This is a genomic window from Mycobacterium sp., from assembly GCF_035314665.1.
Lineage (GTDB): Bacteria > Actinomycetota > Actinomycetes > Mycobacteriales > Mycobacteriaceae > Mycobacterium.
Genome location: NZ_DATFZD010000137.1, coordinates 1 through 21,260, shown reverse-complemented (window position 1 = coordinate 21,260; position 21,260 = coordinate 1). Strand labels below are relative to the sequence as shown.

Annotated in this window: 23 protein-coding genes; 15 read left to right on the top strand and 8 right to left on the bottom strand. The window is 65.1% G+C overall.

All coding sequences use genetic code 11. From position 1 onward, the window contains the following. Window positions 1-88: 88 nt before the first annotated feature. The 5 genes from VKI00_RS10780 to VKI00_RS10760 are packed head-to-tail and all read left to right on the top strand — an operon-like array spanning window position 89 to window position 6,251. Window positions 89-1,663, top strand: coding sequence for an SMP-30/gluconolactonase/LRE family protein (locus tag VKI00_RS10780; RefSeq protein WP_324437492.1), 1,575 nt, complete (start codon window positions 89-91; stop codon window positions 1,661-1,663). Then, entirely contained in the window at window positions 1,656-2,396 is a 741-nt protein-coding gene (locus tag VKI00_RS10775; RefSeq protein ID WP_324437450.1) for a GntR family transcriptional regulator, read from the top strand. Before VKI00_RS10780 ends, VKI00_RS10775 begins: the two co-directional genes overlap by 8 nt. Window positions 2,397-2,426: 30 nt before the next feature. After that, window positions 2,427-4,010, top strand: a complete 1,584-nt coding sequence (locus tag VKI00_RS10770) for an AMP-binding protein (protein WP_324437449.1) — start codon at window positions 2,427-2,429, stop codon at window positions 4,008-4,010. After that, the gene (locus VKI00_RS10765) at window positions 4,003-4,785 is read left to right on the top strand and encodes an SDR family oxidoreductase (RefSeq protein ID WP_324437448.1); all 783 of its coding nucleotides are present in this window, start codon (window positions 4,003-4,005) and stop codon (window positions 4,783-4,785) included. Before VKI00_RS10770 ends, VKI00_RS10765 begins: the two co-directional genes overlap by 8 nt. Continuing rightward, window positions 4,725-6,251: an AMP-binding protein gene (locus VKI00_RS10760; RefSeq protein ID WP_324437447.1), complete on the top strand. Its 1,527-nt coding sequence runs from the start codon at window positions 4,725-4,727 to the stop codon at window positions 6,249-6,251. The genes VKI00_RS10765 and VKI00_RS10760 overlap by 61 nt, the downstream gene beginning before the upstream one ends. A gap of 6 nt (window positions 6,252-6,257) precedes the next feature. Here the strand turns inward: VKI00_RS10760 and VKI00_RS10755 are convergent, their stop codons facing one another. From VKI00_RS10755 to VKI00_RS10745, 3 genes are read right to left on the bottom strand one after another with little or no spacing between them, the layout of a single operon-like run. Further along, complete coding sequence (locus VKI00_RS10755) at window positions 6,258-6,452, bottom strand: hypothetical protein (protein WP_324437446.1); 195 nt, start codon at window positions 6,450-6,452, stop codon at window positions 6,258-6,260. A 7-nt stretch (window positions 6,453-6,459) separates the two neighbouring features. Continuing rightward, window positions 6,460-6,924 carry an SRPBCC family protein gene (locus tag VKI00_RS10750; protein WP_324437445.1) on the bottom strand — a complete coding sequence of 155 codons (465 nt, stop codon included), beginning with the start codon at window positions 6,922-6,924 and terminating at the stop codon, window positions 6,460-6,462. Between the two features lie 11 nt (window positions 6,925-6,935). After that, a complete protein-coding gene (locus tag VKI00_RS10745; RefSeq protein WP_324437444.1) occupies window positions 6,936-7,667 on the bottom strand; it encodes an enoyl-CoA hydratase/isomerase family protein in 732 nt (243 codons plus the stop codon). Between the two features lie 151 nt (window positions 7,668-7,818). On the opposite strand from VKI00_RS10745, the gene VKI00_RS10740 reads away from it, so the two are divergent. The 8 genes from VKI00_RS10740 to VKI00_RS10705 all read left to right on the top strand — a co-directional run bounded on the left by VKI00_RS10740 (window position 7,819) and on the right by VKI00_RS10705 (window position 14,665). Continuing rightward, a complete protein-coding gene (locus VKI00_RS10740) occupies window positions 7,819-9,024 on the top strand; it encodes a hypothetical protein (RefSeq protein ID WP_324437491.1) in 1,206 nt (401 codons plus the stop codon). Further along, on the top strand, window positions 9,021-10,166 hold the full coding sequence (locus VKI00_RS10735; RefSeq protein WP_324437443.1) for a sulfotransferase: 1,146 nt from the start codon (window positions 9,021-9,023) through the stop codon (window positions 10,164-10,166). Before VKI00_RS10740 ends, VKI00_RS10735 begins: the two co-directional genes overlap by 4 nt. Then, window positions 10,163-10,819 (top strand): TetR/AcrR family transcriptional regulator, encoded by a 657-nt coding sequence (locus VKI00_RS10730; RefSeq protein ID WP_324437442.1) that lies wholly within the window; start codon window positions 10,163-10,165, stop codon window positions 10,817-10,819. Before VKI00_RS10735 ends, VKI00_RS10730 begins: the two co-directional genes overlap by 4 nt. A 9-nt stretch (window positions 10,820-10,828) precedes the next feature. Then, window positions 10,829-11,632, top strand: a complete 804-nt coding sequence (locus VKI00_RS10725; RefSeq protein ID WP_324437441.1) for an SDR family NAD(P)-dependent oxidoreductase — start codon at window positions 10,829-10,831, stop codon at window positions 11,630-11,632. 151 nt (window positions 11,633-11,783) lie between these two features. After that, window positions 11,784-12,521, top strand: a complete 738-nt coding sequence (locus VKI00_RS10720; RefSeq protein WP_324437490.1) for an enoyl-CoA hydratase/isomerase family protein — start codon at window positions 11,784-11,786, stop codon at window positions 12,519-12,521. An 18-nt stretch (window positions 12,522-12,539) separates the two neighbouring features. Continuing rightward, entirely contained in the window at window positions 12,540-13,838 is a 1,299-nt protein-coding gene (locus VKI00_RS10715) for an acyl-CoA dehydrogenase family protein (protein ID WP_324437440.1), read from the top strand. Window positions 13,839-14,007: 169 nt separating this feature from the next. Further along, window positions 14,008-14,379 (top strand): DUF732 domain-containing protein, encoded by a 372-nt coding sequence (locus VKI00_RS10710; RefSeq protein WP_414687167.1) that lies wholly within the window; start codon window positions 14,008-14,010, stop codon window positions 14,377-14,379. A gap of 73 nt (window positions 14,380-14,452) precedes the next feature. Beyond that, window positions 14,453-14,665, top strand: a complete 213-nt coding sequence (locus VKI00_RS10705; protein ID WP_324437439.1) for a hypothetical protein — start codon at window positions 14,453-14,455, stop codon at window positions 14,663-14,665. Between the two features lie 29 nt (window positions 14,666-14,694). Here the strand turns inward: VKI00_RS10705 and VKI00_RS10700 are convergent, their stop codons facing one another. After that, entirely contained in the window at window positions 14,695-15,678 is a 984-nt protein-coding gene (locus VKI00_RS10700) for a phosphotransferase family protein (protein ID WP_324437438.1), read from the bottom strand. Continuing rightward, complete coding sequence (locus VKI00_RS10695) at window positions 15,666-16,451, bottom strand: SDR family oxidoreductase (protein ID WP_324437437.1); 786 nt, start codon at window positions 16,449-16,451, stop codon at window positions 15,666-15,668. Before VKI00_RS10695 ends, VKI00_RS10700 begins: the two co-directional genes overlap by 13 nt. Before the next feature lie 410 nt (window positions 16,452-16,861). Between VKI00_RS10695 and VKI00_RS10690 the strand changes: the two genes are divergently transcribed. Beyond that, a complete protein-coding gene (locus VKI00_RS10690; RefSeq protein WP_324437436.1) occupies window positions 16,862-18,604 on the top strand; it encodes a hypothetical protein in 1,743 nt (580 codons plus the stop codon). An 89-nt stretch (window positions 18,605-18,693) separates the two neighbouring features. Continuing rightward, the gene (locus tag VKI00_RS10685; protein WP_324437435.1) at window positions 18,694-19,062 is read left to right on the top strand and encodes a nuclear transport factor 2 family protein; all 369 of its coding nucleotides are present in this window, start codon (window positions 18,694-18,696) and stop codon (window positions 19,060-19,062) included. A gap of 3 nt (window positions 19,063-19,065) precedes the next feature. On the opposite strand, the gene VKI00_RS10680 is transcribed toward VKI00_RS10685, so the two are convergent. The 3 genes from VKI00_RS10680 to VKI00_RS10670 all read right to left on the bottom strand — a co-directional run. Next, entirely contained in the window at window positions 19,066-19,887 is an 822-nt protein-coding gene (locus tag VKI00_RS10680) for an SDR family NAD(P)-dependent oxidoreductase (protein WP_324437434.1), read from the bottom strand. Next, complete coding sequence (locus VKI00_RS10675; protein WP_324437433.1) at window positions 19,884-20,300, bottom strand: nuclear transport factor 2 family protein; 417 nt, start codon at window positions 20,298-20,300, stop codon at window positions 19,884-19,886. The genes VKI00_RS10680 and VKI00_RS10675 overlap by 4 nt, the downstream gene beginning before the upstream one ends. Then, the coding region (locus tag VKI00_RS10670; protein ID WP_324437432.1) for a zinc-binding dehydrogenase at window positions 20,297-21,260 on the bottom strand (964 nt) is incomplete at its 5' end. The genes VKI00_RS10675 and VKI00_RS10670, both read right to left, overlap by 4 nt.

Sequence of the window (21,260 nt, the reverse complement as noted above, 5' to 3'; positions counted from 1 at the left end):
TTGCTATCGTCACCGGCTGAAACGCCCTGACAACTCGGCCCGGAGGTCACCACCGATGTTGCTACAACAAGGGCGCTCGGGTGCCGGGATGTCACCGATCCTCGCCGAGGGCTGGCGGTGCGAGCGGCTCACCCCGCCGAGCCGGCTGTTCGGCGCGAACGGTCTGCGGACCGGCCCCGACGGCCGGATCTACATCGCGCAGGTGACCGGCAGCCAGATCAGCGCCCTCGACATCGGGACCGGTGGGCTGGAAACGATCAGCGCCAAGGGCGGCGACATCATCGCGCCGGACGACGTGGCTTTCGACCCGCGCGGCAACCTTTACGCCACCGAGGTCATGGACGGTCGGGTCAGCGCGCGCAGCGCCGACGGCCGCACTCGGGTGCTGCGCGACGATGTCCCGTCCGCCAACGGAATCACCGTCCATCAGGGCCGGTTGTTCATCGGTGAGTGCCGCGAGGGCGGGCGCATTCTCGAGCTTGACTTGGGCGGCGGTCCGCCGCGGGTGCTGCTGGAAAATGTCCCGTCGCCCAACGCGATGGAGGTCGGCCCGGACGGCTTGCTGTACTTCCCGGTGATGGGCGCCAACGAAATCTGGCGGATCGCCCTTGACGGCGGTACGCCCGAGACGGTCGCCACCGGCCTCGGCGTGCCCGACTCGGTGAAGTTCGATCCGACAGGCCACATCGTTTCGACCCAGGTACACAGCGGCCAGGTGTTACGCATCGAGCCGCGCACCGGCGAGCAGACAGTACTGGCCAATCTCAGCCCCGGCCTGGACAACTCGACCTTTGTAGGGGATCGGCTGTTCGTCTCGAATTTCACCGGCGAGATCACCGAAATCCTCAGCGGCGGGGGAACTTCGACCGTGTTGCCGGGCGGGCTGAACTGGCCGCTGGATCTGGCCGTCGGGGCCGACGGCAACCTCTACATCGCCGACGGCACCTACTTCTACGTTGTGACGCCCGACCGCACATTGCAGACCGTCGGCATGCTGTTCACCCCGGGCTACCCGGGTTTCCTGCGCGGCCTGGTGCCGGCCGGACCCGGTGAGTTCGTCGTCACCACCTCCGGTGGTCAGGTGTCGCGCTACCGGCCCGCCCGCTGCGAAACCGAGGTGCTGGCAGACGGATTGGATCAGCTCTACGGCGTGGCGATCACCGCCGACGGTGCCGTGGTCGCGGCCGAACTCGGGACCGGACGGGTGTTGTCGATCCACGCCGGCCACGTCGAGGTGATCGCGTCGCGCCTGCACGATCCGATCGGGCTGGCGATCACGCCCGACGGCGCCTGCCTGGTCGCCGAGGCGGGTGCAGGCCGGGTGGTCAGACTGACAGCATCCGGCGTCCAAACCGTGGTGGACGACTTGCAAAGGCCGCAAGGCATTCTCGTTCTCGGGCGGCAGCTATACGTTGTCGACGCCGACGCCAAGGCGTTGATCGCCGTCGATCTCGAGGATGCAAGCCGGCACACGATCGCCTCCGGCTTGCCGATCGGCGCTCCGCCCGGCGTATCACCCAAGCCGCTGAAGGGCATGCCGCCGTTCTCCGGGCCGCAGGGGCCGTTCGCCGGCATCGCCGCCGGGTCGGACGACACACTCTACGTGTCGGCCGACGCGGAGGGCAGCGTGTTGGCATTGCGGCAGGACGGTCTCCATGGCTGACGACCGATCAGCCGACCACCGCTACCTTCAGGTCGCGCGAGCATTGCGGAAAGAAATCGTCGACGGAGTATACCCGGTGGGGTCGCAGCTTCCCACCGAACATCAACTGTGCGAGCGGTTTTCGGTCAGTCGCTACACCGTCCGGGAGGCGTTGCGACGGCTACGCGACGACAATCTCGTCGCATCCCGACCCCGGGCCGGCACGCTGGTCGTACCGCGGCCCTCCTCAGACTCCTACGTTCAAGACGTCGTCTCGATCAACGACCTGCTGGCCTTCGCGACCGGCGCGCAATTCGCGATCGAGTCCACCGGAATGGTGATGATCGACGATGAGCTGGCCACCCGAACCGGGCTCAGCCGCGGCGAAGAATGGTTGGCCGTCCGTGGTTTCCGGCGGATCGAGGGTGCGACGTTTCCGGTGTGCCGAACCGAGTACTACATCAACCGGGCATTCGCGGCCGTGGGCAGACTGCTGCCACGTCATACCGGTCCGATCTTCCCGCTGATCGAAGACCTTTTCGGGCTGAGCATCATCGAGGTTCGCCAAGAGATCGCAGCGGTGTTGATCTCGCCGCTGCTCGCCGAGGAGCTCAGCGTCGACGGCGATAGCCCGGGACTCGAGGTGCACCGCACCTACACCACGTCCGACGGCGAGGTCGCCCAGGTGACGATCAACACGCATCCCGCCGCGCGTTTCCGTCACTCGATGACGATGCGACGCGTGCGCAGCTAACCTCACCCATAGATCGCGATGCCAAGCAATGTGACCGGAAAACTGATCGATGGACGACAGGTCCGCTGGGACGACGAGCGGGCCGCCGACGCCTACGGGCACGGGTGGTGGGTGCGTGGCACCCTTGCCGACTCGCTGGTCGAGGCCGCGCAGCGCACACCGCAGCGAATCGTGCTGATCGACGCGGCATGCCAACTGGACTGCCGAAGCCTTTACGACCAGGCGTCGGCACTGGCGCAGACGATGCTTGCCCGCATGCCGGTCGGCAGCGTGGTGTCGTTGATGCTGCCCAATTGGCATGAGGCCACGATCATTTACCTGGCCGCGACGATGGCCGGAATGGTGGTGAACCCGATTCTGCCGTCGCTGCGGGAGCGGGAGCTGCTGTTCATTCTCAACGACGCAGACACTCGGATGATTTTCGTGCCATCGGTTTTCGCGCGGCACGACTATGTGGCGATGCTGGATCGGGTGGTCAGCCAGATGGATTCACCGCCGGAGGTCGTCGTGGTCCGCGGTGGCGCATCGCTGCCCACGGCGACCTCGCCGGCCGTCGAGCTGCCGACGCTGGATCCGGATGCGGTGCGCATGATCCTCTATACATCGGGGACCACGGGTCGGCCTAAAGGTGTTCTGCACAGCCACAACTCGATGCACGCGCTGATCTGCCAGCTCCGCGACTACTGGCAGGTACGGCCCGGCGACAGGTTTCTGGTGCCGTCGCCGATCGCGCACATCGGCGGCTCCATCTACGCGTTTGAATGTCCGCTGCTGCTGGGCACGTCGACGGTTCTGATGGAACGCTGGAACGCCGATGAAGCGGTTGAACTCATCCGAGAACAGCACTGCACGCACATCGCCGGAGCGACACCCTTTCTGGAGCAGTTACTCGCCGCCGCCGAGCGCGCCGGTACCCGATTGCCGGAGCTCAAGCTTTTCGTCTGCGGCGGCGCATCGGTGTCGCCGTCGCTGATCCGCAGAGCGGCTGAGTATTTCGCGCGCGCCGTCGTGACCCGGGTGTACGGCTCGACCGAGGTTCCGGTGACGACGGTCGGTGCGCCGCTCGACCCCGACCATGCCGCGGACACCGACGGCCGCGCCGGATTCGCGCAGATCAAGCTCGGCGACGACACCGCCGGCGGTGGCGAGATCCTGGCCCGCGGCCCGCAGATGCTGGTCGGCTACGCGCACCCTGGCGATGAATCCGGATCGTTCGACGCCGAAGGCTACTTCCGCACCGGTGATCTCGCCCGCTGGGTCGATCACGACTACCTCGTCGTCACCGGGCGTGCCAAGGACGTCATCATCCGCAACGGCGAGAACATCGCGCCCAAGGAAATCGAGGACATCCTCATCGACCATCCCGGAGTCGCGGAGATCGCCGTTGTCGGCCTGCCGGATACTCGCACCGGCGAGCGGGCTTGCGCCGTCATCGTGCCGACGGATCAGTCCCGTCCTGACGTCGCGAGCCTGCGCAGTTTCCTGCAGGCCCAAGGGGTCGCCACATTCAAAGCACCCGAGCAAGTAGTGATCTGGGAACAACTCCCGCGAAACGACGCCGGCAAGGTGCTCAAGCACCAAATCCAGGCGGCCCTCACCAAGACGGATGGATGACATGCAGATAGCGATCGTAACCGGCGCAACGGGCGGTATCGGCTTCGGATGCGCGACCAAGCTCTCCGAAATGGGAATGGCGGTCGTTGCCACCGGCCGCAATGAACAGCGGCTCGCCGAGTTGGCGGAAGCCATTGGCGCACCTGACCGTATCGCAACCGTTGCGGTCGACCTGACCGACGACGATGCGCCCAGCCGGATCGTCGAAACCGCGGTCGAACGCTGGGGCCGGATCGATTTCCTGATCAACAACGCCGGGGTCGGAAACCCCACACCGCTGCACGGGACCGACGACGAGACGCTGGATTACTTCCTCAACGTGATGTTGCGCGCGCCGTTCCGGCTGGCGCGCGACGTGCTGCCGCACATGCAGCCCGGATCGGCCATCATCAACATCACCTCGACGTTCGCCGTCGTGGGCGGTCTTCGCGGCGGTCCGTACTCCGCGGCCAAAGGCGGGCTGACCGCGCTGACCACTCATATCGCCTGCCAGTACGGGTCGCACGGAATACGCTGCAACGCGGTGGCTCCCGGCGTCATCCAGACGGCGATGACCGAAGAGCGGTTGCAGGATCCGCGATTTCGTCGGATGCAGGTCGAGATGACACCGCATCAGCGGTTGGGTACCGTCGACGACGTGGCGAGCACGGTCGCTTTCTTGTGCTCGCCCGGCGGCAGTTTCATCAACGGGCAAACCATCGTGGTCGACGGTGGATGGAGCTCCACGAAGTACCTGTCGAAATTCGCGTTGACGTCGGAGTGGACGGCAAGGTGAACCTGTTCGCGCTGCTGGAGCAGACCGCGCAGCGCTTTCCCGATCGCGGCGCCGTGTATCACGGCGAGCGGCGCTACTGTACCTGGCAGGAGCTGCGGGACCGCGCGCTGCACCTGGCGGGCTCGATTCGGCAGCACTGCCCCGCGGGCGCGCGGCTTGCGATCATCAGTGAGAATCGCCCGGAGATCGTTGAACTGCTGTTCGGGATTTGGGCGGCGGAGTGCGTCGCGGTCCCGATCAACTACAAACTGCATCCCCGCGAAATGGTGCAAATCCTGGAAGATGCCGGCGTCTCACAAGTATTCGCCTCGGCAACGATCGCCGCGCAGCTAGGGTCAGGCTCCGGCTTTCCGGTGGAAAGCATTGAGACAGAAGACTACTCGGATCGTCTGCTCGCTGCGCCCGCAGCGGCGCCGTGCACCGATCCGTCGACGCTGGCCTGGCTGTTCTACACCAGCGGGACTACTGGCCGGTCCAAAGGCGCCATGCTCAGCCACCGCAACCTGATGGCGATGACGATCGCTCACCTCGCCGACATCGACGCACCCGACGAGGGATGCAGCCTGGTGCACGCCGCGCCGATGTCGCACGGTTCCGGCCTCTACATTCCGGCCTATGTGCTGCGTGGCGCCCGCCAGGTGGTGCCGCCGCGCGGCGGGTTCGATCCGGGCGAATTCCTGGACCTGTGCGAATGTCATCCGGGGTGCAGCGCCTTCCTCGCGCCGACGATGGTGCAGCGGGTTGTCGAAACCGGTCGCGCGCGCCCGAGCCAGCTGCGCACCATCGTCTACGGCGGCGGTCCGATGTACGTGGAGAGCATTAAGAAAGCGCTTGCTGCCTTCGGACCGGTTTTCGCCCAGATTTACGGCCAGGGCGAGTCACCGATGACCATCACGGGCTTGCGCCGTGCGAACCACGAAGCGGCCAGCGACGCGATCTTGGGCTCTGTCGGTTACCCGCGGTCGGGTATGGAAGTCGCGGTGCTGCGCGCCGACGACACACCTGCGAGCATCGGTGAGATCGGTGAGATCGTCTGCCGCGGAGACGTTGTCATGTCCGGCTACTGGCACAACCCCGATGCCACTGATGCGGCACTGCACAACGGGTGGCTGCGCACCGGCGATATGGGCTCCTTCGATGCACGTGGTTACCTGACACTGCACGACCGTTCGAAAGATGTCGTGATCAGCGGCGGCACCAACATTTATCCCCGCGAGGTGGAGGAGGCGCTGCTCGAGCATCCGGGGGTGTCGGAGGCTTGCGTGGTCGGAGCACCGGACGCCGAATGGGGCGAGGTCGTGGTCGCGTTCATCGTCGGCGCGGCCGAACCCAACGAGCTCGACGCGCATCTGCTGCAGCGCATCGCCCGCTTCAAGCGCCCCAAGCGCTATCTGATCGTCGACCAGCTACCGAAGAACAGCTACGGCAAGGTGCTCAAGCGAGAGCTGCGACAGCATCTGAGCTGATCGCTGTCACGCTTCGTAGCTGACGTGGTACCAGTGGCGGACCGGCTTGTGGGTCTTGTCGACCCGACCGGTGTCCGTCACGCTTAGCACGTTGACGTCGGTCAGGTCGGGATTGTGGGCCGCGATGTAGCGTTCCAACTCGCGCACAAGCGCGTGATGCGGCTGATCTGGGTTGGCGAGTGCGTTCGTCGTGTGTGGCACACGCCGATTATGCCGACTGCGCGAAGTGGCTGCGGATGCCCGCCAACATCGCGGTGTGCGCGTTGACCGCTTCGCGTCGGGTCGTCGCGGCCAGCAGCCGGGGAGCCGCAATCTGTAATCGCTCGGTCAGACGGGTGCCCGAGTCGATCGGCTCGAAGGTCACGGCGCCGCGCAGCCGCACCCGGGGGAACTGGCGCGCCTCGGTGAGCACATCTCCGTGCACCGGAACCTCGACGCGGGCCCAGTAGCTAATCCGCAGCGCGAACGCCCCCAACGGGATACGGTCGCGCACCCGATACGTCTGGACGTAGCCGTCAGCGGCCTCGCTGCGCGATATGGTTTGCACCGAAACGACCAGCGGGTGCACGACTTTGATGTTGTCCAGATCCACGTAGAAGTCGCGTACCTGGTCGGGTGTCGCGGGTATCTCTTCGGTCAGCGTCTCCGCGGCGTGGGCGATCCAAAAGCTCACAGTGGGCCAACTTAGCGGTTGCGGGCAAGCGCTTCGACAAATGCGGCGATGCGGCCGCGTGTTTCCTCGTTGATCCAACTCGCCCGCACCTCGGCATCCATTTCCGCGCCGCCGTCTATCGCGACGCGAACCGGCTGGTGCAGCTGTCGCTTGGTGGCCGCGTACGCAGACGGTGAGTACTCGCCGAGTTCGCGCGCGGTCGCAACCGCCTGGGAAATCAGCTCGTCATTCGGGACAACCTCGTCGATCCAGCCTCGGGCCAGCGCGGTGTTCGCGTCAATCGTCTTAGCCTGCAGCGCTGCTCGGGTCGCCGATGTTCCCATCGCAAAGCGGCATATCTCCAGCGCGGCCACCGGAAACGGGACGCCGACCGAAAGCTCCGTGAGGCCGATCGTGCCCGCCGACATCAGTCGTACGTCGGCGCACATGGCCAGGATACACCCGCCCGCAATGGCATGCCCGTTGATCGCGGCGACCACTGGCGCCGGGTGGTCGAACACCGCGAGGAACGCCTCCGACAGCGCGGCGACGAAGCGCTCGGCGTACTCGGTGCCACCGTCGATGAGCGCACGCAGGTCGACACCGGCCGAGAAGCACCGGCCGGCGCCGGTGATGACGACAGGTCCCTCTACTTTTCGCATCGATGCGATGATGACTTCGAGCAGGTCCAGATCTTGCGCATTGACCGGCGGATGGTCGAATCGGACGACCGTCACACCATCTGTTACCTCGTGGTTTGTCACAGATCGGACCTTACCGGTGTCGTGGTCCGCCATTGACATCTCGCGGGCCCGCTGTGATAGTGATCTAGCGTTAAGCGAAAACAATGTTCTCAGTTAAAGGTCCCCATATGTACGCACAGGCAGTGGCAATGTGACCGCCGCACAGCGGCCGATGGCGTGGTTGCCGCACTCGATTGCGGAGGCGGCTACCGAGACACCGCCGAACGGCGACGTCGACCTGGCTGCGGCGTGGTCGCATCTGCTGCGCCGGCTTGAGAGCGGGGCCCAGACCGTCGGATCCGATCCGGCAAGCCGAAATCGGGTCGATCTCGCGGCAGGGATGCGGCACCTGCTGGTGCTGCTGGCCGCCGGTATCGATGAGGCGTTGCGCTTCGATCCCGATCCGATCCTGTGCGTCCAGCGCGCAAGCACTACCGACCTCGTGAGCTGGGGAATGGAGTGCCCGGACTGCCTGTATACCGGCGCCAAGCTGCGCGGCGGTGAAAGCTATCGGCTGTTCGGTAACCGTGGCACCGCCCGCTATGTGGGACTGCAGACGATGAACGGCATCGCCTCGACCGCGAATGCCTTGGTCGACGAACTCGAACCCGACGGCGACGGCAACTTCGAGGTGGTGTTGTCCGCGCAGGAGCACGACGGCAACTGGATGCGGATCGAGGGCGACCACCCGACATTGACCGTGCGGCACTTCTTCTACGACTGGGATACCGAGGTGCCATCGTCGTTGCGGATCGAACGCATCGGCGATCGGGCGCACCGCAAAGTTCCCACGATCGATCCCGACCACGTGGTGTCACGGCAGCTGGCCGCCCTCGGCGACTTCGTTCACGACAATCTCGAGTTCTTTCTGCAGTTCGGCGCGGCAGCCCCAGCCAATGGCTTTTTGCCCCCGATCGACCGCACGGCAATGGGCGCGGCCGCGGAGAACAAGCCCGTCATCGGGCGTTGGGAACTCGGCCCGGATGAGGCGCTGATCCTGGAAGTCGAACCGCCCCAGGGGGTTTACTGGAGCTTCTCGCTCGGCAATCCGTGGTGGGAAACGATTCACTACGGTCGCCGCCAGTCCAGCCTGAACGCGCATCAGGCCGTCGTGGACTCTGATGGGCTGGTGCGGGTGGTGCTGTGCGGCCGCGATCCCGGGGTGGCGAATTGGCTGGACACCGCGGGATTCAGCAACGGCGCGATGATTCTGCGCTGCGTACGCACCACCACCGCGCCCACCCCGAACGCGCGAGTCGTGTCGTTCGACGAGATCGCGTCCGCGTTGCCTGCCGACACTTCAAGGATCACCGCCGACGAACGGGCATCGGTCCTCGAGCGGCGCCGGCGCGCCGTGCACGAAAGGTTCGCGCTATGACGTTCTCCGCTGACGAGCTTGAAGACGGCGCCTGCGCCGCAACGGGTTTGCGCGACTTCGGGTCGCCGTACTACCGGGAGGGCCTGCAACGCACGGTTGATGCGCTGAACAACGAGGCGGAGCTGTCCGAGATGGGCCGGATCATCCAGCACGCCACGATCAGCAACGCGCTGATCCAGCGCCTCAAGGTCGAGGCCACCTACGCGCAGCACCCTGAAATCGACGACGAGGTGGTCGACGGCCCGGTATTTGTCATCGGGCTACCCCGCACCGGGACCACGGCGCTGAGCCAGCTGGTCGCCGCCGACCCGCAGTTTCGGTCATTGCGGATGTGGGAATCGCAGGCTCCGACCCCGCCGCCGGAGGCCGCAACCCAAGACACCGATCCACGTATCGCTCAGGCCGAAGAAGGCCTGAAAATGCTGGACGAGATGTTTCCGTTGATGAAGACGCTCCATAACTCCGAGGCGACTGCCGCGACCGAATGTCAGGATCTTATGGGCATGAGTTTTCGTACCTTTCATTTCGACGGCGCCGTGCGCGTCCCGAGTTACCTGGCGTGGCTGATGCACTGCGATATGCGCGAGACTTACACCTTTCATCGTCGGGTGCTGAAGCTGCTGCAGTGGCATTGCCCACCGACCCTGTGGCACCTGAAGACTCCGGTCCACATGTTTGCTCTCGACGCCCTCATCGAGGCGTATCCCAACGCGAAATTCATGTGGAGCCACCGCGATCCCGCCAAGGTCATCGGTTCGGTGTGCAGCCTCATTCGATACGTACGCAGCTGGAGCAGCGACCATGATGACCCGGGGGAACTGGGCGCAGAGCAACTCGACAGCTGGGCCGAGGCTGTTCGGCGGGCGATGGACTTTCGCAAACGTATTGGTGACGAACGGTTTTCTGACGTGGCCTTCGCGGACCTTCAGCAAGACCCGGTGCGAACATTGCGGGCGAGTTACACGTCGTTAGGCTTGACGTTTTCCGACGCCACCGCGCGTTCCGTCGAGCAATGGGCCGGCGAACACAGACCCGGGTCGCGTGGCTCGCATGACTACGATCTGGCCGACTACGGGCTGACGCCCGAGGGCGTCCGCGAACGGTTCGCGGAATACCTCGCCACCTACGACGCGACCGCATGACCCGCCCACTCACCCGGCGACGAAACAAGCTCGCTCCCGACCCCGACGTGCGCCGCGCCATCATGGTCGCCGCGTCGGAAATCATTCGTGAACGAGGTGTTCGGGGACTCAGCATCGCGGTTGTGCTCGACCGCTCCGAGCTGAGCACCCGCGCCTTCTATCGGCATTTCGAATCGAAGGACCAACTGGTTGCCGAGATCTTCCTCGAGATGGCCCGCGCCGAAAAGCGGCGACTGCGAAGGAAAATGGCGAAGGCCACTAACCCAGTCGAGGCGGTAGCCGCCTGGATCGACGGACGCCTCGACCTTGCGTTCGACGAGACCACCAAGTCTGATCTGCGCGGCTTGTCTTTGGAGGCCCAGTCGCAGATGTTCGCCTCCCCCGGCCTGATTCAGCCCGCGTACGCCGAGATGCTCAAGCCGCTCGTCGAACAACTGCAACGCGGTCTGGTTGACGCCGTCTTTCACAACATCGATCCGGTGACAGATGCGCAGTCCATCCAGGGAGTGGTGTGGACGAGCACTGAACGGCAATGGACCACAGGCGATTGCGAACGCGCGGATGTCCGTCAACGTACCCTCCGCTTCTGCTTGCGCGGACTCGGCGTGACACCCGAAGCGATCGCGGACATCACCGCGCGCGACCGATGCTAAGGAGGCACGATGGACCTGGGTTTGGCCGGATCGAGAGCCGTCGTCACCGGCGGCAGTAAGGGCATGGGGCTGGCGATCGCCCAAACCTTGGCCGCCGAAGGGGCCAACGTCGCGGTGATGGCAAGAAACAGGGCGGCTTTGGATGCCGCGGTCGAATCGCTGCGAACGGCCGGCGCCCCCGACGCCGTCGGCATCAGCGTGGACATGGCCGACGCCGCGTCGATCGCGCACGGTTTTTCCGCGGTGTCCGACCGTTGGGGTCAACTGAACAGCCTGGTTCACACCATCGGCCCGGGCGACGGGTACTTCGAGCAGATGGACGACACCGAATGGGACGCCGCGTTCACGCTTGGCACCATGTCGGGCGTCCGTTCGATTCGCGCGGCGTTGCCGATGCTGCGCGCCGCAGACTGGGCCCGCATCGTGACGCTGTCCGCGCACTCCATTCAGCGGCAGAATCCGCGCATCGTCGCCTACACTGCATCGAAGGCAGCACTGTCCAGCGTCACCAAGAACCTGTCGAAAAGCCTTGCCAAGGACGGCATTCTGGTCAACTGCGTGTGCCCGGGCACCATCGTGACCGCGAGTTTCACCGAACAACTCAAGGATATTCTGGCCGCCGACGGTCTCGATGCCACCGACCCACATGACGTGATGACCTGGATCGACAACAACTTCCACCAGCCGTGCGATCTGGGCCGCGCGGGGCTTCCGGAGGAGATCGCCTCGATCACCGCTTATCTGGCATCACAGCGCAACGGCTACATCACCGGCGCAACGGTCAACGTCGACGGCGGCTCGGACTTCGTCTAGCAGATTGCGTCAATGCGGCGCGGAAGAATAGCATTCTCCTCATCCGCAAACTCGCATCTCATCCGAGGCGCGGCGGGTCGGGCTCGCGACGAAGGGCGCTCGATTGACGGCGAACGAGACACTGAGCGTGCAGACACCGCACGCCGGCGTGATGGTGTTGCAGCTCAACCGACCCGATCGGCTCAACGCAATCAACGACGTCATGGTCGGCGAGCTCAAAGAAGCTTTGGCCGCCCTGGCCACGGACACGTCCGTCAACGCAGTCGTGATAACCGGCGCTGGGCGCGGGTTTTGCTCCGGCATAGACATGCGCGACTTCGGCCCGGATTTACCCGAGGCGGCAGCGCCAGCGATCGACCGCCTGCGCTTCCAGGAGAGGATGGCCGCGCTGCCGCAGGCGGTTCGTGATATTCCGCAGCCGGTGATCGCCGCGGTGAACGGTCCCTGCGTCGGCGCGGGCCTGGCATTGTGTCTGGGTGCCGACATCAGAATCTGCTCGACCGCAGCGACATTCGGGAACGCTGCGATCCTGCTCGGGCTGTCCGGTGCCGAGATGGGCATGAGCTACTTTCTGCCGCGCATCGTCGGCGCCAGCGTCGCCGCCGACTGGACGCTGACCGGCCGCATAGTCTCGGCCGAGGAAGCCGACCGCCGAGGATTGGTCAGCGAGCTGGTGGAGCCCGCGTTGCTGTCCGAGCGGGCACTCGAAATAGCCGCTCGGATATCCGAACTCGCGCCACTGGGTGTGCAGCTGACCAAACGGGCGCTGCAGGTCAACACCGACGCCCCGGGGCTGCAAGCGGCCATCGAACTCGAGAACCGCAACCAGGTGCTCAGCCACGCCACCGAGGAAGCCGCAGCCCGTAGACAAAAGTGGTCATCAACATGAGTAGCGAAGGGACGGCCGGTGGCCTGGGATTTCTCGACCGACGCTGAATGGGCCGCACAACTCGCCTGGGTTGACGAGTTCGTCCGCGCAGAGTGTGAGCCAATCGATCTGATCGTCAAGGAATCTCACGATCTCAACGACCCGGTGCGCCAGGCGCTGATTCCTCCGCTGCAGCACATCATCAAGGAGCGTGGGCTGTGGGCCACTCATCTGGGTCCGCACCTGGGCGGACCCGGACACGGCCAGGTGAAGCTGGCGTTGCTCAACGAGATCCTCGGCCGTTCGGAATGTGCGCCGATCGTGTTCGGCTCGCAGGCCCCGGATTCCGGCAACAGCGAGATCCTGGCCCACTACGGCACTCCGGAGCTCAAGCAGCGTTACCTGGAGCCGCTGCTGGACAACCGGATCGTGTCGTGCTTCTCGATGACCGAGCCGCAGGGCGGTGCGGACCCGAAAGTCTTCACCACCTCCGCGGTGCAGGACGGCGATCATTGGGTCATCAACGGCGAGAAATGGTTCTCGTCATTCGCCTCCATCGCGTCGTTTTTGATTGTGATGGCCGTGACGGATCCGGATGCATCGCCGTACCAACGCCATTCGATGTTCGTCGTCCCCGCTGAAACGCCCGGTATCAACGTCTTACGCGACGTCGGTCTTGGCTACCAGCCGCTCGGCGGCGGAGGACGTGAAGGATACGTGCGATACGAGAATGTCCGGGTTCCGAGCGATCACATGCTCGGGCCGCGAGGTGGCGCCTTCGTGGTGGCTCAGACCCGGCTCGGCGGTGGCCGCATCCACCACGCGATGCGGACGGTCGGCCTGGTTCGGCGGATCTTCGACATGCTTTGCGAGCGCGCGGTTTCCCGGCACACCCAAGGCGACATGCTAGGCGATAAGCAACTCGTCCAGCAGATGGTCGCTGATTCGTGGATGGAGATCGAAGCGTTCCGGCTGTTGACGTTGCAGACAGCGTGGAAGATCGACCAGCACAACGACTACAAGGCCGTTCGGGCCGACATCTCGGCGGTCAAGGCGATGATGCAGAAGGTATTGCACGACGTGTCGGCCCGTGCGCTGCAGCTGCACGGATCACTGGGTGTCACACACGAGATGCCGTTCGTCCAGCACATGGTGGAGTCCTTCGTGCTCGGACTGGCCGACGGGCCGACCGAGGTCCACAAAGTCACTCTGGCGCGGCTGCTGCTCAAAGACCACAAGCCTGCGCCCGACATCTTCCCCTCCGAGCACTTGCTGCGGTTACGCGAGGCCGCGGAAGCCAAGTTCGCCGATAAGCTCGCGGGCATTCCGCGCGGCTAGCCCAGCAGCGAATCCTCGGCGCAGCCATCCGATCTCGCGCAAGAACGGCCGCTGTTGGGCGTCGTGAGGGCTAAACCCATGTTGAAGAATGCGACCATCGCGGTCATTGCCACGGGTTACTTTGACATTAGCTGTGCGCAACGCCTCTGCTGAATAGAAGGGCTCAGGCATGACAATGGCCTACACCCGAGCGATGGATCGGGTGCTCACACGTCGGGGTGTCCGCACGTTGGTCATGGCCGCGACGCTAGCGATGCTGGCGTTACTGGGACCCCTCGGAGCCGCGGCTCCGACCGCTCGCGCTCACCCTAACGACGACGATTTTCTGGCGGCACTGCAGGCCAAGGGCATTACCTACCAGTCGGGGGATGCGGCCATCGCTGCCGGTCATTTGGTCTGCTCTGAGCTTGATCAGGGCGAGACCCCGGGCCAAGTCGCCCAGGACGTGATCAACAACAGCGACCTCGACCCCTACCATGCCGGATACTTCGTCGGCGCCAGCATCGGTGCCTACTGCCCGTACTATTCCTCGGCAAGTTGACAGCGGATCAGCAGCAACCCAAGTGCGGCGCCAGCGGGTATCATCGGATTAGGTCTATCGGGAGAACCACACAATGATCATCAAAGCGCTCGCCACCGGCGCCATCGCCGCCCTCGTCGGTCTAGGACTAGCGGCGCCCGCGCTTGCTGATCCCACCACGTTCAACAACATCGCCTGCTCCTGCCAGGCGCCGGCCCCGCAAGCCGGCCCGTCCATCCAAGACCAGATCAGCCAGGGAATCCAGCAAGGCTTGTCTGATCTGAAGTCTGGCCCAGGTCAGCCCTAGAAGGCCAATCTCGCCGGCGTTCCTCGCAGTCAACCGAGCAATTCGCGGGCTCGCAAGAGCAGCCACGGCAACGCCAAACCCATCGCCTCCAAGTCTGGATCCGGCGAGTGGCGCCGCCGGTTGTGCTTGACGATCAGTGACCACGTCGCCGCGGACTTGAAGCAGGCCAGCGCCTGGAACCAATCCAGTTCCGGCACATCGCGTCCCAGCTCTTCGCGGTAGATCGCTGCCAGTTCCGACAACGGCGGAGTCGCGCGGATGTATCTCGCGGCCCGCGCGGACCGACGGTAGGTCGTCGGGTCGCAGTTGATCAGAAACCATCCGGCGTCGACGCGCGGATCGCCGACCGACCAGATTTCCCAGTCGATGACGGCGGTGATGCGGTCGTCGACAGCCAGCAGGTTGCCGAGCCGAAAGTCGCCGTGCACGATGGCAGGCCGCAGGGCCGGTGGCGTGCTGGATTCGAGAGCGGCGGCGACCTCGCGCCACCCCGGTGCCAGCGCGGGATCGACGGTCTCCAGAGTGTGACACCACCGCTGTACTTCCGCGGACGGCCCGATCACCGGCTCGGACCCCAGGCCCACGGCGCCGGGCTCGACGCGATGCAGCTGGGCCATGGCGGCAGCGGCGTTCCGAAAACGCTCAGTGACAACGGCTTTCGGTCCGGCATCGGCGTCATCGAACAGCGGCTCGCAGGTGGTCCCGTCCACGCGCGACATCACGAACAACGGCGGCACGTCGGGTGGGTCGCCCGGGTCGTCGAAAAGCAACTGCGGAACAGGTACGGGTGTCGGCGCGAGCGCCCGGATGACCCGGGCTTGCCGCAACACATCGCGGTGCGCGATCGGCCGAACCCCGGGCGGCGCCACCTTGACGACCACCGGCCGGTCGGAACACCTGCCCACATAGGTCAGGCTTGACGCACCGCCCGGCAGCGGCGCCAGCGCCGAAACATCACGTGACGCAAGCCGCTCAGCGAGCTGAACCAGCAGCGGGTCGCTCAGCGCAACCATCCGATCTCACGCAGAAACGGCTGCGTGTGCGCGATCCGGCCCGTCATCGACTTAGGGTCGCCGGTGCACAGCGTCAGCGCGGTCTGGGTGATGAGCTCGATGTCCTCGGTGTCGGTCTTCGCCAAGTCGAGCGTGCCCGCGCCCGGGGTGGCGACCGGGTTGGAGGGGGCGGCGGCGTTCACCGCGATGCCATCGTCATACAGTTCGGCCGCAAGGCTTTTGGTGAGCCGGTTCAGGGCCGCCTTCACCGTGCCATAGACCCCGAATCCGGCCACGCGATCAAACTCCGAGAACGGCGGACCCTCGGGCAGATCGCCGCCGACCGAGGTGACGTTGAGCACCCACCCGCGGCCGCGTTCGCGCATGGCGGGGATGGCCAGTTGAGTCAGATGCATTGGCGCCAGCACATGCATTTCGATCATCAGCCGCATGCGCCGTTCCGGGAATTCGTCGAGGGGACGCAGAAACGTCACGGCGGCGTTGTTGACCAGAATGTCCGGCGCACCAACGCGTTCGACCATCTCGGCGATGAGTCGCTCCCGGTCCTCCGGCTTTGACAGGTCGGCTTGAATCGCGATCGCCGCGCCGCCGGCGGCGGTGATCTCCTCGAGCGTTTGCCGAAGCGAACCCTGGTATTTGGGATCGGGTTCCATGGTGCGCGCGGTAAGCCCGACCGTGGCGCCTTCGGCGGCCAATCGCGCAGCGATCGCCTTCCCCAAGCCGCGGCTGGCGCCCGTGACCAGAGCGACTTTGCCGACACAGGCTCCTGTCACGTCCGACCCGCCTCCCACTGCATCGTCGCATGGGCGAGAACGGCTTCTCCTGCAGAGAGAATCCCGTTACCCGCCAGGTCGGAGTATAGGCACCGCGGCGGGGCCGCCGGGGCGCCTTGCAGCACCGGCAGCTGGTCTTCGGACGGGTCGCGACGGCTGAGCTTCATCTGAGCTTCAGGCCGGATTGTCTCAGGGACGTACTGAACCATGTTAACAAAAGCGCAGCTAGATCCCGCTATTGACGCGACGCCAGCCCTTTGACCTCGCTCGATGTCAACTGATCGGTTCCCTGGGAGTCTGCTGCCAACCTGAGATTTCTCCAAAAAATATATTGACTCCCTATATTACCTATGAGTAGGGTCCTGCGACGTTACTCACGAGTAATGAACACACGTCAAAGGAGCAACCCTATGAATCGTCGCTTGATCCTTGCCGGGTTAGCCGCCACCGGCGGGCTTGTGACCACGGCATTCCTGCAGGTGGCGGTGGCCGCCGCCGACACAGCCGGTCCGGACGCGTTCACCATCGGTGACTTCACGTTCGATCCCATCAGCGCGAGCGGAGCCGAGGGCTTCGACGGAGTCCCAACACTGGAAGGCGCTCCGCCGCTGTTGGAGCTTGGCGGCGGGACTGTCCTCGGCATCCTCCCTCTCGCCACCCAAGACTTCAACGTGTACGACCCCTCCACCGGCGCCGAACTCGGCAGCATCGAGGGCAACGAGAACGTGGCGAGTCTTTTCGGCTTGACCAACGCCGAGTTCACCGTCGCCAGCGACAACGCCGCCGCCGGTGTCGACGCCTCGTCCCTGCCGACGGTGGGATCGGTGTATGACGTGTTCAACCTGGGCAACGGGTACGAGAACATCTACACCGCGCTCACCCCCGGCACAGCCGGCGGAAGCGACACCGTCACCGACATCCTGGTGACGCCGAACGGCGATATCAACCTGGACTCGCTGTTCGGCAACATCGATGCCGCCGCCCCGCTCAACCCGGGCGACGCCTTCACCGGCTTAGAGGCAGGCGACAGCAGCATCGGCGCCGACGCCTTCAGCATCGGCGGCTTCACACTCGACCCCACCCTTGCGGGCGGAGCCGAGGGCTTCACCCCGGTCACCCCGTTGGCTAGCACTCCGCCGCTGTTGGAGATTGGCGGGTCGTCGCTCGGTGATCCCACCAACCCCAACGACGACTTCGCCACCCAGAGCTTCGATGTTTACAGCGGCAGCGGGTCAGGTGCTACCGACGTCGGCACCATCAGCACCGGCGAGGATGTCACAGACCTGTTGGGCTTCACCAACACTCAACTCATCGTCACTGGCGCCACCGCAGGCGACGGTGGAAGCACCTCGGACTTGCCGACGGTGGGATCGGTCTACGACGCGTTCAATCTCGGCAGCGGGTACGAGAACGTCTACACCGCGATCCCGGGCACCGGCGGCGCGCCGGACACCGTCACCGACACCCTGGTGACGCCGTTCGGCAACGTGAATCTGGACTCACTGTTCGGCAACATCGACGCGGCGGCACAGATGCAGCCCGGCGACGCCTTCACCGGTCTCGAGACAGCGGGCATCAGCGGCGCTCCAGACGCCTTCACCATCGGCAGCACCACCTTCGACCCCATCACCAGCGGCGGGACCGAGGGCTTCGATCCCATCTATTCGATCATCGGCGCACCGCCGCTGTTGGAGATCGGTGGCGGCACACCCGACCTCGGGGGCTTTGTGCTCCCGATCGACCAGCAGGACTTCGACATCTACAGCGGCTCCGGGTCGGGCGCCACTGAGATCGGAAGCATCGTCGGCAACGAGGATGTGACCGAGCTGTTGGGCTTGACCAACACGGAGTTCACCGTCGCCAGTGTCACCGGCGCGTCGCCGGATCTGCCCACAGTGGGTTCGATCTACGACGTCTTCAACATCGGCGACGGGATCGAGAACGTCTACACCGCGATCCCCGGAGTCAACGGCGCGGCCGACACGATCACCGACACGCTGGTGACCCCGTTGGGCAATCTCAACCTGGACTCACTGTTCGGTAGCATCGACGCACTTTCGCTGCTGGACCCGGGCGACGCCTTCACCGGTGGTCTCGACGCGGCGACGGCTGCGGCCTCCACCATCGACCCGCTGGCGTTCCTCGGCCTCTAAACCGAAACGGGGCACCAAACATCCCAGGCCCTTAGCGGCCTGGGATGTTTGGCGTTGAGGCCGCGGCGCGGTAGGCGTATGAAGATGCCATGGGTCAACCTGATGAAGCCAGCGCCGTGGAGCGCTATCTGGCGTGCCTGGCCGTCAACGATTGGGACGGCCTGGCAGCCACCATCGCCGACGACGACCTGATCCGGAACGGCCCGTACTGCGACATCGTCGAAGGCAAGCAGCCGTATCTGAAGTTCCTGCGCGGCGTGTTCGCCGCGCTGAAGGGTTACCGGCTGGACGTGAAGCGGATCTCGCATGCCTCAGATCGGGTCTGTTACGTCGAGCTGAGCGAGACCTTCAACATCGACGGTGTGCCTACCGAATACCCTGAATGCCTTGTCTTCGAGCGGAATTCGGACGGGCTGATCAACCGGGTCAGCGTGTTCATCAAGCAACTGGGCAGCTGAGCTTTACCCGTTGCCGCCGCCCATGACCGCAGCCTGGGCTTGGATCATGAAGTTGACCGCTTCGTTGCGGGTCACCGAGGATAGCACCTGCACGGCCGCGCGCATCATGTCGCCGACCATCAAAGTCGGGCCGTTGCTGATGTTTTCGAATGCCTCGCTGATGACCTGATCGACACCGCAAGCATCCGGCGGCGTCTGGTCTTCGGAGCTGAGCACCCCGCGACTGTGTTCGAGGCGGCGCAGCGCGGGGGTGTCGGTCTTGCCGAGAATAAGGCCGAGGACGTCGACGCCCTTGTCGTGCAGTTCGCTCCACAGCGCCTCGGCGAAGACCATGTCGAACGCCTTGGTGGCGCTATAAGCCACCATGTTGGGCCCGCCGGCAAGTCCGGCACCCGAGCCGAAGAGCACGATGCCGCCGTGGCCGCGCTGCACCATCGCCGGGGCGAAGTGATGACACAACTGCATCGGCACCGTGCAGTTCCGGTGCACCATCGCCTCCGCGGTGGTGATCGGGTTGGCCAGGAATGGCTGAAAGTTCGGATCGGCTCCCGCGCAGTAGACCAGAAAGCCGATATCGAGATCGTCGGTGGCCTCAGCGACGACGGAAGCCGCGTCGCGCTCAGCGAGATCGACTGCCAGCGCGCGCGTTTCGACGCCGGTGCGGGCGGCTATCCCGGCGGCCACCTCGTCCAGCACGCCTTGGCGCCGCGCAAGCAACACGACATTGACCCCACGCTCGGCAAGCCCCTCGGCGAAGGCGGCCCCGACACCGTCGGAGGCGCCGGCCACCAAGGCCCACGGGCCGTACTTGTCTGCAAACGTCAAGCTGAATCTCCCACGGGAGCCACGCGCACCTGGACGAATCGGCGGCGCGCGATCTGCCACCCATTTTCGGTACGAACGAAGTCGTCATCGTAGAAACCGGCCGCGTTCACGCCGGAGCTGTTGTCGGCCAGCATGATCAACGCGTCGACATAGGTGCGGGCGTGGGCCGAGTCGCCGTCGACAGCGATCACCTGGTTGGTCAGGCGGTGCATGGTGTGCCCGGCCAACTCGTGGGCCCGTTGCATGAACTCGGTCACCGCGTCGGCACCCTGCCAGGAACCGACCTCGCCGTAGTCCAGCTCGCAATCGTCTGTGAAGACGGTGCGGAATAACGGCCAGTCGCGCCGGTCGATCCCGGTGGCGTAGCGCATGAGAACATCGGCGATGTCTTGGCGGTCTTCTCGTTCGGTCATACCACGTCTCCGTTCGGGTGGACGACGATTCGTGGTGGGCCGTCGGACTTTCGGGCCAGATCGAGCGCGTCCGGGACCTCGTCGAGGTCGACGATCGCTCCGACGCTGGGCAGTGGGTCGAGTCGCCCGGAAGCAATGGCGTCCAGGGTGCCGTACCAGTCCTGCGGGTGCGGGCCGCCGCCAAACTGGATGGCGACGCCCTGCCGGGTGGCATCGGTGACGCTGAGCGAATCGCCGCTGTACCAGCCACCGGCGCAATAGATCCGAGTGCTCATGTCGGCGGATTCCACGATCTTCTGGATCAGCCCTGTCGCGCCGACGCATTCGAAGACGACGAGTGAACCCCATAACCCACGCTCGGCGCGTAGCTCGCGCCACACGTCAAACGGTGACCTTTCTGCCGGGTCGACGGCGACATGCGCCCCGAATCGATCGCAAGCCAGTTGGCGGCGTTCGGACTTGTAGTCCGACACGATGATCGGCTCGATGCCCCGGCTGGCCAGCGCCGCGACGGCCGACAGCCCGATTGCGCCGGCGCCGACGACGACCGGCACCTCCCCCGGCTCCATCCGCGCCGAGCGCACGTAGAACTCGCCGACCGCGAACGCATCGGTCAGTGCGGCGGCGTCGCTGGATACGCCGCTGTCGACGGACTTCGCCAATGCCTCGGCGATGACCAACAATTCGCCGAAACTGCCTTGCGCCTCCGGGTGCTGACCGATGATTCGCACACCGTCGGCGCCCCCGTTGACCATGCGGATCGGGATCGACGTCACCCGAGTGCCGACCGGAAACTGTTCCGTGCAGCCGGGTCCGTGGCCGACGACTTCGCCGACGAACTCATGGCCGAGCACGATGTCGCGATTCACGTCGTAGAGCGAGCGACCGGTCGGGTCGTCGATCCCCATCTCCGGGTGATCCATGAAGTGCACATCCGACGCGCAGATCGCGGTGCTCAGC